This window comes from Pseudomonas sp. HR96, from assembly GCF_034059295.1.
GTDB lineage: Bacteria > Pseudomonadota > Gammaproteobacteria > Pseudomonadales > Pseudomonadaceae > Aquipseudomonas.
On record NZ_CP139141.1, the window covers coordinates 968,440 to 983,600 of the forward strand.

Below are 15,161 nucleotides of genomic sequence, written 5' to 3' on the forward strand. Positions count from 1 at the left end.
ACAAGCCCCGGCGATCCGCTCATCGTGCGTCCCTCATCCATCGCGCAGGAAGGTCGTCATGCCGTCACTCAAAGGTCAGTGGGCGCTGGTCACCGGTGCGTCCAGTGGGCTTGGCCAGCACTTTGCCTGGGCCTTGGCCGAGCAGGGTGCCGACCTGGTGCTGGTGGCGCGCCGAAGCGATCCGATGCAGACGTTGGCCCGGGAGATCGAGGCGCGCCATGCAGTGCGGGTGAGGGTGCAGCCTGCAGACCTCTCGGCGCCTGGCGCGGCGGCCGAACTCAAGGCTGCACTCGACGACTCGGGGGTGCAGATCGACGTGCTGATCAACAACGCCGGCATGGGCGTGATTGGCGATTTCCTTGACCAGCCGGCGCAGAACACCCGCGACCTGCTCAACCTCAATGTGCTCGCGCTGACCGAATTGACCCAGCAATTCGCCACCCCGATGCAGGGCCGTGGCCGCGGGCATATCCTGCTGGTGGCCAGCATCGTCGCTTTCCAGCCGTACCCGTCCTACGCTGCCTATGCCGCCAGCAAGGCCTACGTGCTGTCGTTCGGCGAGGCCCTGCACATTGAACTGGCGCGCCATGGCGTGGTGGTCAGCGTGCTCTCGCCCGGGATCACCGATACCGAGTTCTTCAGCGCTGCCGGCAGCCAGCCCAATGCCATGATGAAACGCATGATGATGGCGCCGCGTCCCGTGGTGGACATTGGCCTGGCGGCGCTGTTCGCCGGCAAGTCCTCGGTGGTGGCCGGTGCGCTGAATCGGCTGGTGACCTTCGCCAGCCGCTTGTTCTCCCGCCGATGGCTGGCGCGGCTGACCTACAGGGCCGGCATCTAGCCCCGCACAGGCGTGAACACAGCTGTCGCGTCACCAACAGCAGATCAGCACTGTGCCTGGCGTCATGCACGGGCTCCATCCCGATGGCGTCAATAACCTATTGATTTAGAAAGAAAATATATCTGGCACGAATCGTGTTTCACAGTCTTGCAGAGCACGCGCCCCGCGCTGCACAGCCTTTGAACTGGAGTCGACCCGTGCCACGTGAAATTCGCCTGAACGCCTTCGAGATGAACTGTGTCGGCCACCAATCGCCCGGACTTTGGGCGCACCCGCGGGATCGCTCCTGGCAGTACAAGGACCTGGAGTACTGGACCGACCTGGCCAGGCTGCTGGAGCGTGGCAAGTTCGACGGGATTTTCATCGCCGACGTCATCGGCATCTATGACGTGCTCGACGGCAACGGCGATGCCGCGATTCGCCAGGCCACACAGGTGCCGGTCAACGACCCGCTGGCGCTGATCACGCCGATGGCGCTGGTGACCGAGCACCTGGGCTTCGGCCTCACCGCTTCGCTGAGCTTCGAGCATCCCTATCCTTTCGCCCGCCGGCTGTCCACCCTGGACCACCTGACCAAGGGCCGGGTCGGCTGGAACATCGTCACCTCCTACCTGGACAGCGGCGCACGCAACCTCGGGCAAAAAGCCCTGAGCGATCACGATGCCCGCTACGACTACGCCGAGGAGTACCTCGAAGTGCTCTACAAGCTGTTCGAAGGCAGCTGGGAGGAGGGTGCGGTGCTGCGCGATCGCGAGCGCCGGGTGTTCAGCGACCCGAGCAGGATTCACGCGATTGGCCACCATGGCAAACACTTCCAGGTGCCCGGCATCCACCTCTGCGAGCCGTCGCCACAGCGTACCCCGGTGCTGTACCAGGCCGGCGCGTCGAACCGCGGCAAGGCCTTCGCCGCCGGGCACGCCGAGTGCGTCTTCGTGGCCGTGCCGTCCAAGGTGCTGCTGAAAAAAACCGTGGCGGACATTCGTCGGCGGGCGGCCGAAGCGGGGCGCGATCCGCGCAAGGTGCTGATCTTCAACCTGCAGACGGTGATCGTCGACGAGACCGACGCCAAGGCCCAGGCCAAGTGGCGCGAGCTCAAGTCCTACAGCAGCTATGAGGGGGCGCTGGCGCTGATCTCCGGTTGGACCGGCATCGATTTCGGCCAGTATGAGCCCGACCAGGTGCTCAAGCACATTCACACCAATGCCATTCAGTCGGCGGTGGAAACCTTCTCTACGGCCGACCCGAACAAGCAGTGGACGGTCAAGGAACTGGCCGACTGGGTCGGCATCGGTGGGTTTGGCCCGCTACTCGTGGGCAGCGCCGAGACAGTGGCCGACGAGTTGCAGTCGTGGGTCGAAGAGACCGACGTCGACGGCTTCAACTTCGCCTACGCGCTGGCCCACGACACCTTCCGCGACGTGGTCGAGCTGCTGATACCCGAGCTGCAGAAGCGCGGCGTGTTCAAGACCGAATATGCCCCCGGGACCCTGCGCGACAAGCTGTTCGGCGACGGCCCGCGCCTGGCCGCGCCCCATCCCGGCGCCGAGTACCGCGACCTGCATCGGGCGGCCAAGGTCGACAAGGCGGGGGTGACGGCATGAGCGTTCACGAACATGATCGGCCGCCTCTGGCCGTGGTGCCCGCTGCAGCGCTACTCGCGTTGCGCCGCTGGGCCGCCGAGCGTCCGCAGCAGCTCGCCTTGCGCCACCGCCGCCAGGGCGCGTGGCAAGCCTGGCGCTGGAGTGACGTGGTGGCGCAAGTCGAACGCGGTGCCGCCGGGCTGCGCGCCCAGGGTTTCGCCGAGGGATCACGGCTGGCGGTATGCGGCGCCTTCGAACCGTCACTGTTGATAGTGGTGCTGGCCGCCCATAGCCTCGGCGGGCAGGTCCGCCCGATCAGCCGGCACAGCCGTGGCGACGCCCTGCGTGAGCAGCTGCTGCAAGCGCAGGCTGGCTACGCCTACGTCCAGCGCCGGGAGGAGGTCTCGCAATGGCGTCAGGCCAGCCCGCAGTTGCCGGCGCCGCTGCGCCTGTACTGCCCGGATGCCAGCGCCGCCATTGATGGCGATTGGCATGTGCTGCCGCTGGCGACCTTGTTCGGCGCCGCCGACAATGCGCCGGGCACCCTGGCCTGGCGCCATGCGCACGCCGACCCGGCGGTCTGGGTCGAGCAGGGCACCGAGTGGCCCGAAGGTTTGAGCCACCTGCTGCAGCGCTGGCTGGATCGCGGTGAGGGCTTTGCCTTTCCGGAAACCAGCGAGTCGGCCAGCCGCGACCGACGCGACATCAGGCCGGCGGCGCTGCTGCTTTCCAGCGAACGGGTCCAGGCCCTCGCCGACGAGATCGAGGCGCGTCTGGCCCCGCTGGGCAGCTGGCGTCGACGCCTCTGCGACTGGACCCTGCGAAACCCGCGCCATGGCCTGCGCCGTTGGCTGCATCAGCGCGTACGCGGCCTGCTGGGCTTTTCGCGCCTGACCGAGATCGACAGCCCGGCGCCGTCGCGCCTGCCGCTGCGGGCGACGGCCCCGGCCTCCTGGCTGCACCCGGTCGTCGAGCGTGCGGCATGAGTGCCCTGCTCGAAGTGCAGCCTCTGCTTGAGGGGCGCCCTCTGCTCGAGGTACGGCCCCTGCTTGAGGTGCGCAGTGTCTCGCTGTCGTTCAAGGGGGTGAAGGCGATCAATGACCTGTCCTTCGCCGTGGCCCAGGGGGAGATCTGCGCGCTGATCGGCCCCAACGGCGCCGGCAAGAGCTCGCTGCTGAACATTCTCAATGGCGTGTACCGCGCCGATGCCGGGCAGCTGCTGTTCGCCGCCGAGCCGTTCAGCCGGCCCCACCCGCTGGAAGCGGCCCGGCGCGGTATCGGCCGGACCTTCCAGAACAATGCGCTGTTCAAGAAGATGAGCGTGCTCGACAACCTGCTCACCGGGCTGTCGCGGTTCCAGCGCAGTTTCTTTCTTGAACAGGCACTCGGGCTGCCACGGGCGCGCCGCGAAGCCCAGGCGTTTGCGCGCCAGGCCGAACAGGTGCTGCAGTTTCTCGAGCTGCAGCCCTGGCGCGACGTGGCCGTCGGCAGCCTTGCCTACGGCCTGCAGAAGCGCGTGGAGCTGGGCCGCGCGCTGATTGCCCAGCCGCGCCTGTTGTTGCTCGACGAGCCCATGGCCGGCATGAACGCCGAAGAGAAACAGGAGATGAGCCGCTTCATCGCCGACATCAATCGCGACCTGGGCACCACCGTCATTCTCATCGAGCACGACATCAAGGTGGTCATGGGTCTGTGCTCCCACGTCGTGGTACTGGACTACGGGCGCAAGGTCGGCGACGGCACGCCGGCCCAGGTGCAGGCCGACCCCGACGTCATCGCCGCCTACCTGGGAACCGTGCACGGATGAATTTCTTTCTCGAAACACTGATTGGCGGCCTGCTGGCTGGCACCATGTATTCACTGGTGGCGATCGGCTTCGTGCTGATCTACAAGGCCAGTGGCGTGTTCAACTTCGCCCAGGGCTCGATGCTGCTGTTCGCCGCGCTGACCTTCGTCAGCCTGCACGAGCACGGCCTGCCCTTCGCCGTGGCGCTGCTGCTGACCCTGCTGGTCATGGTCATCGGCGCCTTGCTGATCGAGCGGCTGGTATTGCGGCCACTGGTCAATCGCTCGCAGATCACCCTGTTCATGGCCACCCTGGGGCTGTCGTTCATCATCGAAGGGCTGGCCCAGGGCTTGATGGGCGCTCAGGTGCGAGCGCTGGACCTGGGCATCGAGGACGTGCCGCTGTTCGTCGGCCAGATCATGATCAGCCAGTTCGACCTGGTCGCCGCCGGGGTTGCCGCCGTGGTGGTGACCCTGCTGGCGCTGCTGTTCAACAACACGCGCATCGGCATCGCCCTGCGCGCGGTCGCCGACGACACCCGCGCGGCCTTGTCGCTGGGCATCAACCTGAATCGTATCTGGCAGATCGTCTGGGCCGTGGCCGGCGTGGTCGGTCTGGTGGCCGGGCTGCTCTGGGGCGCCCGTCAAGGGGTGCAGTTTTCCCTGTCCCTGGTGGTGCTCAAGGCCTTGCCGGTACTCATCATCGGCGGCTTCACCTCGATTGGCGGAGCCATCGTCGGCGGGCTGATCGTCGGCGCCTCGGAGAACCTCGCCGAGGCCTATATCGGGCCGTTGATCGGCGGTGGCATCACCACCTGGTTCGCCTATTTCCTGGCCCTGGTCTTCCTTTACATCCGCCCCGCCGGCCTGTTCGGCGACCGCACTATCGAACGAGTATGAGCCGATGACCGCTACCCTTTCGCGCCTGGGCGCACGTTTCGACGCCGCACCCCTGACCCTGGTGCGCCGCCACCGGCCCCTGGCCCTGGGGCTGTTGCTGCTGGTGGCCTTCGTCGTGCTGCCGCTGCTGGGCGACGACTATTGGCTCAACGCCATCCTCACGCCCTTCCTGGTGCTGTCACTGGCCGGGCTGGGTCTCAACCTGCTGACCGGCTACACCGGCCAGACCTCGGTCGGCGCGGCCGGCTTCATGGCGGTCGGGGCGTTCGCCACCTACGGCCTGCTGCTGCGGGTGCCGGGCATTCCACTGCCGCTGGCGCTGGTCGGCGGCGGGCTGATCGCCGGGCTGGTGGGACTGGTGTTCGGCATTCCCAGCAACCGCATCAAGGGCTTCTACCTGATGGTCACCACCCTGGCGGCACAGTTCTTCCTGGAGTGGGTGTTCGACAAGTTTCCCTGGTTCTACAACTACGCCTCGTCCGGCACCATCAGCGCGCCGCGCCTGGCGCTGTTGGGCTACAACCTCGATTCGCCGGCCAGTCGCTACCTGCTGACCTTGAGCTGCGTGGCGTTGCTGACCTGGGTCGCGGTCAACCTGGTGCGCAGCCAGGTGGGGCGCAACTGGATGGCGATCCGCGACATGGACACCGCTGCCGCGGTGATCGGCATCCCGGTCGACCGTTACAAACGCCTGGCCTTCGCCGTCAGCTCGTTCTACCTGGGCGTGGCCGGGGCGCTGTGGGCCTTCGCCTACCTGGGCACGGCCAGTGCCAGCAGCTTTGATATCAACCGCTCGTTCCAGATCCTGTTCATCATCATTATCGGCGGCATGGGCAGCATCGCCGGCAACTTCATCGGCGCCGCCTTCATCAGCCTGCTGCCGATCCTGCTCAATCACGTCGGCCAATGGCTGTTTGCCGGCAATGTCGACGCCGGGCAATTGCAGAACCTGCAGAAGATCATTTTCGGCGCGCTGATCATCGGCTTCCTGATCAAGGAGCCCGAGGGCCTGGTGCGGCTGCTCGGCAACCTCAAGGAGCGCCTCAAGGCCTGGCCCCTGCGCTTCTAGCCTGACCTTACGACCCATACCTTGACCCGGCCACGGGAGGGGCAACCACGACCTTTCAGACAAGTGAACGACATGCGCACGACTTTGCAGCGTACCTTCGTGGGCGCTTTGCTCGCCCTCGGCCTTCAGGCCGCGTTACCCGTCACCAGCCACGCCGCCGGCAATGAGCAGTTCGTGCCCATGGCCACCTACCGCGTCGGCGCCTATGCCTCCAGCGGCATTCCCTGGTGGGCCGGGGAGATCGATTATTTTCGCTACGTCAACGAGGTGCAGGGGGGCGTCAACGGCGTCAAGCTGGTGTGGCAGGAGTGCGAGACTGAATGGAACGTCGATCGCATCGTCGAGTGTTACGAGCGTTTCAAGGGCGGCCTGAACGGCGCGCCTACGGCGTTCTTCTTCACCCACAGCACCCCGGGCTCCTATGCGCTCATGGAAAAGGGTGCGGCCGACAGGATTCCGTTGATCGACGGCGCCGGCGGGCGCACCGAGTCCACCGACGGCCGGGTGTTCCCCTATGCCTTCCCGTTGCTGCTCAACTACTACAGCCAGGCCTCGGTGGGCATCAACTACATCGCCGGGCGCGAGGGTGGCTTCGATCGGCTCAAGGGCAAGAAGATCGTCACCGTCTACCACGACTCGGCCTACGGCCGGGAAACCCAGGCGGCCATGACCCTGCTGGCGCAGAAGTACGGCTTCGAGAACATCCAGATCCCGGTCGCCGACCCCGGCAACGAGCAATCGGCCCAGTGGCGCCAGGTGCGGCAGATCCAACCGGACTGGATCTTCCTGCGCACCTGGGGCGTGTCCACCCCCGTGGCGCTGAAGACCGCCGTGCGCTTCGGCATCGCCGTCGATCACATCATCGGTGATGTCTGGGCCGGTTCCGAGGCCGACGTGATCCCGGCCGGCAGCGCCGCCAAGGGTTACCAGGCACTGGCGCCGTTCCCCGGCGGCGACGGCTTCGAGATCCACCAGCGCCTCAGGCAGGCGATCCTCGATCCCGGCAAGAGCGACCTCAAGGACCCCAGCTATTTCGGCAAGGTGTACTACAACATCGGCCTGATCAACGCCGCCATCGCGGTGGAGGCTTTGCGCACCGCCCAGGGCCGATTCGGCAACCGCCCACTCAACGGCGAGGAGGCGCGCTGGGGTTTCGAGCACCTGAACATCGACACCGCGCGGCTCAAGGCGATCGGTTTCGAGGGCTTGCTGGCGCCGCTCAAATTGTCCTGTGCCGACCACGAAGGCGGCGGCGCGGCCCGTATCCAGCAGTGGGATGGCCAGCAGTGGGTGCTGGTGACCGACTGGATTCAGGCTGACCGCGACACCCTGCGCCCGCTGATCGAAGCCAAGTCCGACAGTTACGCCAAGGAAAAGGGCATCACCGCCCGTGACTGCTCGGCGCCGCAATCATGATCCCGTTCAAGGAAGCCAATATCATGCACAAACCGCTCAAACGCCTGCTGGCCACCACTGTGCTGCTGCTCGGCCTGCCCGCGGCCCTGCCGGTGCAGGCCGACGCTACTGCGCAGTTCATCCCGCTGGCCACCTACCGGGTCGGCGCCTACGCCTCCAGCGGCATCCCGGTGTGGGCCGGAATGATCGACTACCTGCGCTACATCAACGAGGTCGAAGGCGGCATCAACGGCGTCAAGCTGACCTGGCAGGAATGCGAGACCGAGTGGACCGCAGAAAAAGGCATCGAGTGCTACGAGCGCTTCAAGCACGGCCTGGACGGCGCGCCGGTGGCCGTCTACCAACCCAATGGCGCGCCGGCGGCCTACGCGCTGGCGGAAAAAGCCGAGGCCGACAAGATCCCGCTGATCACCCTGGGCTACGGCCGCACCGAGGCCACCGATGGCACGGTGTTCCCGTACAACTTTCCGGTGATGCTGACTTTCTACAGCGAGGCCTCGGCTTTCATCAACTACGTGGCCCAGCGCGAAGGCGGGCTCGACAAGTTGCGGGGCAAGAAGATCGCCACGGTGTACCACGACTCGGCCTATGGCCGCGAAACCCAGCGGCCGCTGCAGTTGCTGGCCGAGAAATACGGCTTCGAGAACATCCAGATCCCGGTAGCCGACCCCGGCAACGAACAGGCCGCGCAATGGCGCCAGGTACGGCAGCTCAAGCCGGACTGGATCTTCCTGCGCACCTGGGGCGTGTCCACACCGGTGGCGATCAAGACCGCCGCGCGCTTTGGCTACCCGGTGGACCATATCGTCGGCGACATCTGGGCCAGCTCCGACGAGGACGTGCTGCCCGCCGGCGAGGCCGGCAAGGGCTACCTGGCGCTGACCCCCTACCCGGGCGGTGCCACCTTCGACATCCATCAGCGCCTCAAGCAGAACATCCTCGACAAGGGTGAAAGCGACCTCAAGGACCCGCGCAGCTTCGGCAGCGTGTACTACAACTCCGGCCTGGTGAACGCCGCCATCGCCGTGGAAGCCATCCGCGCCGGGCAGAAGAAATTCGGCAACCGCCCGCTGACCGGCGAAGAGGGACGCTGGGGCCTGGAGCATCTGGACCTGGACGATGCGCGCCTCAAGGCCATCGGTTTTCTGGGCCTGATGCAGCCGCTCAAGCTGTCCTGCAGCGACCACGAAGGTGGCGGCGCGGCCAAGGTGCAGCAGTGGGACGGCCAGCAATGGAAGCTTGTGACCGACTGGGTGCAGGCCGACCGCGCCACCCTGCGCCCGCTGATCGATGCCAAGGCCGCCGAGTTCGCCCGCGAAAAAGGCATCACCCCACGCGATTGCCAGCCAGGGCAATGAGCATGCACCGTTCGGGAGGGCAACGCCCATGAGCACGCAACCCAGTCAACCCAGTCAACCAAAGCCTCAGCCTGGCGCCGCCGAGCTGTTGGCAGTGGAGGATATCGAGGTGATCTACGACGGCGCCATCCTGGCCGTCGCCGGGGTGTCGTTGCGCGTCGAGCAGGGCGGCATCGTCGCCCTGCTGGGGGCCAACGGCGCTGGCAAGAGCACCACGCTCAAGGCCATCTCCGGCCTGGTGCAGGCCGACCGGGCAAGGGTCAGTCGCGGCGCCATCCGCTTTCGCGGCGCCGACACCGCCGGCATCCCCGCCAACCAGCTGGCCCGCCAGGGCATCGTCCACGTGCTGGAGGGGCGGCATGTGTTCGCCCACCTGACCATCGAGGAAAACCTGCGCACCGGAGGCTTTCTGCGCAAGCCCTCGCGGGCCCGCCTGGCCGAGGAACTGGAGCGCATCTACGCCTGGTTTCCGCGCCTGCGGACCAAGCGCAAGACCCAGGCCGGCCTGACCTCCGGCGGCGAGCAGCAGATGCTGGCGATCGGTCGGGCCTTGATGACCCGGCCCAGCCTGGTGCTGCTCGACGAGCCGTCCATGGGCCTGGCGCCGATCATCGTCGAAGAGATCTTCGAGATCGTCGCCCAGCTCAACCGCCAGGAGGGTGTGAGTTTTCTGGTGGCCGAGCAGAACATCAACGTGGCCCTGCGCCACGCCAGCTACGCCTACATCCTGGAGAACGGCCGGGTGGTCGGTGAGGGCGCCGCCGAGCAGTTGGCGGCGCGAGAGGACATCCAGCACTTCTACCTGGGCGGCAAGGCCCAGGCCTGAGACTCAGCCTTGCTTGGCCCCGCCACCGATCTGCCAGACGTAGGGCGGCTCGGTGGCGTTGATCTCCCAGTCACCGAGGATGCGCTCCTTGTAGATCACCGGGTTGTGCGAGGCGGCCGTGCGCGCGTTGCGCCAGTGGCGGTCGAGCTGGCGGCTGGTGCTGGTGGCCGAGGCGCCGAGGCTGTTGAACAGGTCGCTGGTGGCGCGCAGCACCAGGTCGACGGCCGCCACCTGGGCCTGCGCCGATTCCAGCTCGGCGGCGATATTGGCCTGGCGTTCGGCTTCGGCGTCATTGCCAAAGCGCGCCTGATAGGCCGCCTGGGCCGCGTGTGCGGCGCGCACGGAGGCGGCTTCGGCAGCGTAAACCAGGCCCGAGGCCTTGCCGATCACCTGCTGCACTTGCGGGTCCTGGCTGGTCGAAGCGCCCGCTCCATGGCTGAACACGCGGGTGCGCCGGCTCGCTTCGCCGGCGAAGTCGCGCACGGCAGCGCGCCCGGAACCGGCGATCACCGCCAGCAGCACCAGCTGGTAGAACGCCGTCTGGTATTTGAAGCGGCTGGCGAAGTCGATGACGTTCTCTTCCTCGACCACGGCGTTGACGAACTCCGATGTGCCGCTGCCGGTGGTGCGCTGGCCGAAACCGTCCCAATCATCTTTTTGCTGCACACCTGGCTGCTGCGTGCGGACCACGGCAATCACATCGCCACCGGTGTCGTCACGCCGGGAGAACAGGTCGATCCAGTCGGCGTACAGGCTGCCGGTGCTGTAGTACTTGGTGCCGTTGACCACCCACTGCTCACCCTGGCGTGACACACGGGTGATCACGTCGCCGATCTTCACGCTGCCCACTTCGGTCCAGGCGCAGCCCACCAGTTCACCGGCCACGAAGCGCTTGAACCACACCTCCTGCGGCGCGCTGGCCTGGGCGTTGAGGCGATCCTCGACAAAGGCGAAGTGCGCCCGCAATGCCTGGGGAATGTTCGAGTCGGCAGCAGCCAGCTCGATCAGCAACTCGAGCAGCTGCGGCAGGGAAGCGCCGCCGCCGCCTTGTTCGACCGGCACACGGACCGCGCCGAAGCCGGCCTCCTTGAGCCACTGGATCTGTTCGTACGGCAGTACCCGCTCACGCTCGCGGGCAACGCTGCCCTCGGCGATACGGGCAAAGATCGGTCTGAAACGGGCGGCCAGCTCGGCATAGTCGGCGCCGGTGGCGAGGGAGGGCAGGGGATGTTCGCGGGCAGTCATGCAGGTTCTCCTGGGGCAGAAAAGACAGCGTCGAGCAGGAGATTGCACAGCCCGTGCCGGGCCCGCGAGCGCCCTTTTGCTGGACCTGCGGCCCTCGGGGTGTTGGCTGCAGGCGCATCCTGCTGATGTGCTGTTGCCGGGTGAACATGGGCCGGCAGTGGGCGCAAATGTGGAACGGCCCACAGGTGGCGTAGTAGATTCCATGGTTGCAAACAACGGTTGACCGCTCTTGATGTTCGGGGCGGTCATAGGTAATGCCACTGGAACGGCACGTTCGAAGTAAATGTCCGGGGTGCACATCCCGGTGTAGGAGCCGGCGAAGCTGGCGAGCGGGGCAACCCCGAACGGCAGGCTTGATTGGCCATGGGCCGCGATTCGGTCAGATGATCCACCCGGCCACCGAGGTGATGCCCTCGCCAGCTGCGCCGGCTCCTACATTGATGCGCAATGCCCCATGAGCGCCGGTTTGCGGGCATGAAAAAACCGCGCCGGGGCGCGGTTTTTTCAAAGGTGCAGGCGATCAGACGTTGAAGCGGAAGTGCATCACGTCGCCGTCCTTGACCACATACTCCTTGCCTTCCAGCCGCCACTTGCCCGCTTCCTTGGTACCGGCTTCGCCGTTGTACTGGATGAAGTCGTTGTAGGCGATGACCTCGGCACGGATGAAGCCTTTTTCGAAGTCGGTGTGGATCACGCCAGCGGCCTGTGGCGCGGTGGCGCCGACCTTGACGGTCCAGGCACGAACTTCCTCGACGCCGGCGGTGAAGTAGGTCTGCAGGTGCAGCAGGTCGTAGCCGGCGCGGATCACCCGGTTCAGGCCCGGCTCGTCGAAGCCCAGGGCTTCGAGGAACATGTCCTTCTCTTCACCGTCGTCGAGCTCGGCGATTTCCGCTTCGATCTTGTTGCACACCGGTACCACGATGGCGCCTTCTTCTTCGGCGATGGCGCGCACTACGTCGAGCAGCGGGTTGTTGTCGAAGCCGTCTTCGGCGACGTTGGCGATGTACATCACCGGCTTGCTGGTCAGCAGGTGGAAGCCACGGATGATCGCCTTTTCATCGGCGCCCATGTTCTTCATCAGGCTGCGGGCCGGTTTGGCCAGGGTGAAGTGGGCGATCAGCTGCTCGAGCAGGCCTTTCTGCGCCACGGCGTCCTTGTCGCCGCCTTTTGCGTTGCGCGTAACCTTTTGCAGTTGCTTCTCGCAGCTGTCGAGGTCGGCGAAGATCAGCTCCAGGTCGATGATCTCGATGTCACGCTTGGGGTCGACACTGTTGGCGACGTGAATCACGTTCTCGTCTTCGAAGCAGCGCACCACGTGGGCGATGGCATCGGTCTCGCGAATGTTGGCGAGGAACTTGTTGCCCAGGCCTTCACCTTTCGAAGCGCCCGCCACAAGGCCGGCGATGTCGACGAATTCCATGGTGGTCGGCAGGATGCGCTTGGGGTTGACGATAGCCGCCAGCGCCGCCAGGCGTGGGTCGGGCATCGGCACGATGCCGCTGTTGGGCTCGATGGTGCAGAACGGGAAGTTTTCCGCCGCGATACCGGATTTAGTCAGCGCATTGAACAAGGTGGACTTGCCGACGTTGGGCAGGCCGACGATACCGCAGTTGAATCCCATGATGCTTGCCTCGTTGTGGGGTCAGGCCTTTTGGCTGTGCAGGTTTTTCATCGCGCGATTCCACTCGCCGGCGAAGATATCCGGCAGCACGCCGAGGGCATAATCGATACTGGCGTCGAGTTTTTCCTGCTCGGCGCGCGGAGCGCGGCCCAGCACGAAGTTCGACACCTGGCTGGCGACACCCGGGTGGCCGATGCCAAGCCGCAGTCGGTGAAAGCCGTTGTTGTTACCCAGCTGCGCGATGATGTCGCGCAGGCCGTTGTGCCCACCGTGCCCGCCGCCCACTTTGAGCTTGGCCACGCCCGGAGGCAAATCGAGTTCGTCGTGCGCCACCAGAATCGCTTCGACCGGTATGCGGTAGAAATTGGCCAGCGCCGCGACGGCCTGCCCACTGCGGTTCATGTAGGTGGTGGGGATCAGCAGACGAATGTCACTGCCCTGATGGCTGAATTTTGCCACCAGGCCAAAATATTTACGCTCTGCGACCAGATTGACGCGCTGGGCGGAGGCGATGCGTTCAACGAAAAGAGCCCCTGCGTTATGCCGGGTCTGTTCGTATTCGGGGCCAGGATTTCCTAGACCCACGATCAGTTGTATGGCAGTCACGACAGGGGCTCTTCCTTACAGTAGGTGGCAGGGCAGGGCGAAGATTCTCGCACAAGCCCCGCCTCCAGCGTACCGATTACTCGGCAGCGCCTTCTGCTGGGGTTTCTTCAGGGGTGATGCGCGGCAGGTGGACGTTGGCCACAGCCAGGTCGTTGCCGTGAGCCAGAGCCACGAACTCGACGCCTTTAGGAGCGGTCAGGTCGGACAGGTGGACAATGGTGCCCACTTCGGCGTTGGCCAGGTCGACTTCGATGAACTCAGGCAGGTCTTTCGGCAGGCAGGAAACTTCCAGCTCGGTCTCGGTGTGCGAGATCTCGCCGCCTTTCTTGACCGCTGCTTCCTGGTTCAGGAAGTGGATCGGCACGATGGCGGTCAGTTTCTGACCGGCTACCACGCGGACGAAGTCAGCGTGCAGCACGTGGCCTTTGGCCGGGTGACGCTGCAGTGCCTTGATCAGGACGTTCTGCTTGGTGCCACCGACGTTCAGCTCGATAACGTGGCTGAAAGCGGCTTCGTTTTCCAGCAGCTTGGCAACTTCCTTGGCCAGCATGCTGATGGACTCAGGGGCTTTGTCGCCACCGTAGACCACAGCAGGAACCAGGCTGGCGAGGCGACGCAGGCGGCGGCTCGCACCTTTCCCCAGGTCGGAACGCGCTTCTGCATTCAGGGTAAATTCGTTCATGTTGACTCTCCAAAATAACCACATCTGCCTGGCGGTTGCGACCGCCGCCATGGCGACATGGGCAAAAAAGCCCCGCCCCGGCAGGATTGTCGGGGCGGGGCGCTTTACGTCAACGGATGTCGCTTCGGGCAGAGCCCTTAGCGGAACATCGCGCTGATCGATTCTTCGTTGCTGATGCGGCGGACCGCTTCAGCCACTACCGGGGCGATGTCCAGTTGGCGGATACGCACACAGGCTTGAGCGGCGGCGGACAACGGGATGGTGTTGGTCACCACCAGTTCGTCCAGCACGGAATTCTCGATGTTCTCGATGGCACGGCCCGACAGCACCGGGTGCGTGCAATAGGCGAACACCTTGGCGGCGCCATGCTCTTTCAGGGCCTTGGCCGCGTGGCACAGGGTGCCGGCGGTGTCGACCATGTCATCGACCAGAATACAGGTACGCCCTTCGACGTCGCCGATGATGTGCATCACTTCGGAGTGATTGGCCTTCTCGCGGCGCTTGTCGATGATCCCGAGGTCGACGCCCAGCGACTTGGCCACGGCCCGTGCACGCACGACGCCACCAATGTCCGGGGAGACGATCATCAGGTTTTCGAAGCGTTGATCCTCGATGTCGTCGACCAGCACGGGCGAGCCGTAGATGTTGTCGACGGGGATATCGAAGAAGCCCTGAATCTGGTCGGCATGCAGATCGACGGTGAGCACACGATCGATCCCGACCACGGTCAGCATGTCGGCCACGACTTTCGCGCTGATTGCCACACGGGCAGAGCGCGGACGACGGTCCTGACGGGCATAACCGAAATAGGGGATTACAGCAGTGATACGAGTTGCCGAGGAGCGGCGGAAGGCATCGGCCATCACTACCAGTTCCATCAGGTTATCGTTGGTCGGAGCACACGTCGGCTGAATGATGAAGACGTCTTTACCGCGAACGTTTTCATTGATCTCAGCGGTAATCTCGCCGTCGGAGAATTTTCCGACAGAGATGTCACCGAGTGGGATATGCAGCTGACGTACGACACGCCGAGCCAGATCGGGGTTGGCGTTCCCCGTAAAGACCATCATCTTGGACACGCGCAGTACCTGCCGGCTGAGGGTATACCTGGATGAGTATAGGAAAATGGCAGGGGCGGCTGGATTCGAACCAACGCATGGCAGGATCAAAACCTGCTGCCTTACCGCTTGGCGACGCCCCTGTAACTGGATCATCGAGTGCCTGGCACTCGG

14 protein-coding genes and 1 tRNA gene are annotated in these 15,161 nt (G+C 65.1%); 9 read left to right on the plus strand and 6 right to left on the minus strand.

Annotated features, from left to right (window positions below; translation table 11 throughout):
• Positions 1–58 precede the first annotated feature (58 nt).
• The 9 genes from SFA35_RS04545 (at position 59) to SFA35_RS04585 (ending at position 9,775) form a co-directional block, all read left to right on the plus strand.
• Entirely contained in the window at positions 59–841 is a 783-nt protein-coding gene (locus tag SFA35_RS04545) for an SDR family oxidoreductase (RefSeq protein WP_320575649.1), read from the plus strand.
• Between the two features lie 197 nt (positions 842–1,038).
• Positions 1,039–2,442, plus strand: a complete 1,404-nt coding sequence (locus tag SFA35_RS04550; protein ID WP_320575651.1) for an LLM class flavin-dependent oxidoreductase — start codon at positions 1,039–1,041, stop codon at positions 2,440–2,442.
• A complete protein-coding gene (locus SFA35_RS04555) occupies positions 2,439–3,407 on the plus strand; it encodes an AMP-binding protein (protein WP_320575653.1) in 969 nt (322 codons plus the stop codon). The genes SFA35_RS04550 and SFA35_RS04555 overlap by 4 nt, the downstream gene beginning before the upstream one ends.
• Complete coding sequence (locus SFA35_RS04560) at positions 3,404–4,228, plus strand: ABC transporter ATP-binding protein (RefSeq protein ID WP_320575655.1); 825 nt, start codon at positions 3,404–3,406, stop codon at positions 4,226–4,228. Before SFA35_RS04555 ends, SFA35_RS04560 begins: the two co-directional genes overlap by 4 nt.
• Positions 4,225–5,106, plus strand: a complete 882-nt coding sequence (locus SFA35_RS04565) for a branched-chain amino acid ABC transporter permease (RefSeq protein WP_320575657.1) — start codon at positions 4,225–4,227, stop codon at positions 5,104–5,106. Before SFA35_RS04560 ends, SFA35_RS04565 begins: the two co-directional genes overlap by 4 nt.
• 4 nt (positions 5,107–5,110) lie before the next feature.
• Positions 5,111–6,175, plus strand: coding sequence for a branched-chain amino acid ABC transporter permease (locus SFA35_RS04570; RefSeq protein WP_320575659.1), 1,065 nt, complete (start codon positions 5,111–5,113; stop codon positions 6,173–6,175).
• A 72-nt stretch (positions 6,176–6,247) separates the two neighbouring features.
• A complete protein-coding gene (locus tag SFA35_RS04575) occupies positions 6,248–7,591 on the plus strand; it encodes an ABC transporter substrate-binding protein (RefSeq protein ID WP_320575661.1) in 1,344 nt (447 codons plus the stop codon).
• A 23-nt stretch (positions 7,592–7,614) separates the two neighbouring features.
• Entirely contained in the window at positions 7,615–8,949 is a 1,335-nt protein-coding gene (locus tag SFA35_RS04580; RefSeq protein ID WP_320575664.1) for an ABC transporter substrate-binding protein, read from the plus strand.
• Positions 8,950–8,977: 28 nt separating this feature from the next.
• On the plus strand, positions 8,978–9,775 hold the full coding sequence (locus tag SFA35_RS04585; RefSeq protein WP_320575666.1) for an ABC transporter ATP-binding protein: 798 nt from the start codon (positions 8,978–8,980) through the stop codon (positions 9,773–9,775).
• A 3-nt stretch (positions 9,776–9,778) separates the two neighbouring features.
• Here the strand turns inward: SFA35_RS04585 and SFA35_RS04590 are convergent, their stop codons facing one another.
• The 6 genes from SFA35_RS04590 to SFA35_RS04615 form a co-directional block, all read right to left on the minus strand.
• The gene (locus tag SFA35_RS04590) at positions 9,779–11,020 is read right to left on the minus strand and encodes an acyl-CoA dehydrogenase family protein (protein WP_320575668.1); all 1,242 of its coding nucleotides are present in this window, start codon (positions 11,018–11,020) and stop codon (positions 9,779–9,781) included.
• Between the two features lie 520 nt (positions 11,021–11,540).
• Complete coding sequence (gene ychF / locus SFA35_RS04595; protein ID WP_320575670.1) at positions 11,541–12,641, minus strand: redox-regulated ATPase YchF; 1,101 nt, start codon at positions 12,639–12,641, stop codon at positions 11,541–11,543.
• 21 nt (positions 12,642–12,662) lie between these two features.
• Positions 12,663–13,247, minus strand: a complete 585-nt coding sequence (gene pth / locus SFA35_RS04600) for an aminoacyl-tRNA hydrolase (RefSeq protein WP_320575672.1) — start codon at positions 13,245–13,247, stop codon at positions 12,663–12,665.
• 76 nt (positions 13,248–13,323) lie between these two features.
• Complete coding sequence (locus SFA35_RS04605) at positions 13,324–13,929, minus strand: 50S ribosomal protein L25/general stress protein Ctc (RefSeq protein WP_320575675.1); 606 nt, start codon at positions 13,927–13,929, stop codon at positions 13,324–13,326.
• Positions 13,930–14,066: 137 nt separating this feature from the next.
• Positions 14,067–15,008, minus strand: a complete 942-nt coding sequence (locus SFA35_RS04610) for a ribose-phosphate pyrophosphokinase (protein WP_003205529.1) — start codon at positions 15,006–15,008, stop codon at positions 14,067–14,069.
• A gap of 47 nt (positions 15,009–15,055) precedes the next feature.
• Positions 15,056–15,130 (minus strand) — tRNA-Gln (locus tag SFA35_RS04615).
• Positions 15,131–15,161: the final 31 nt, after the last annotated feature.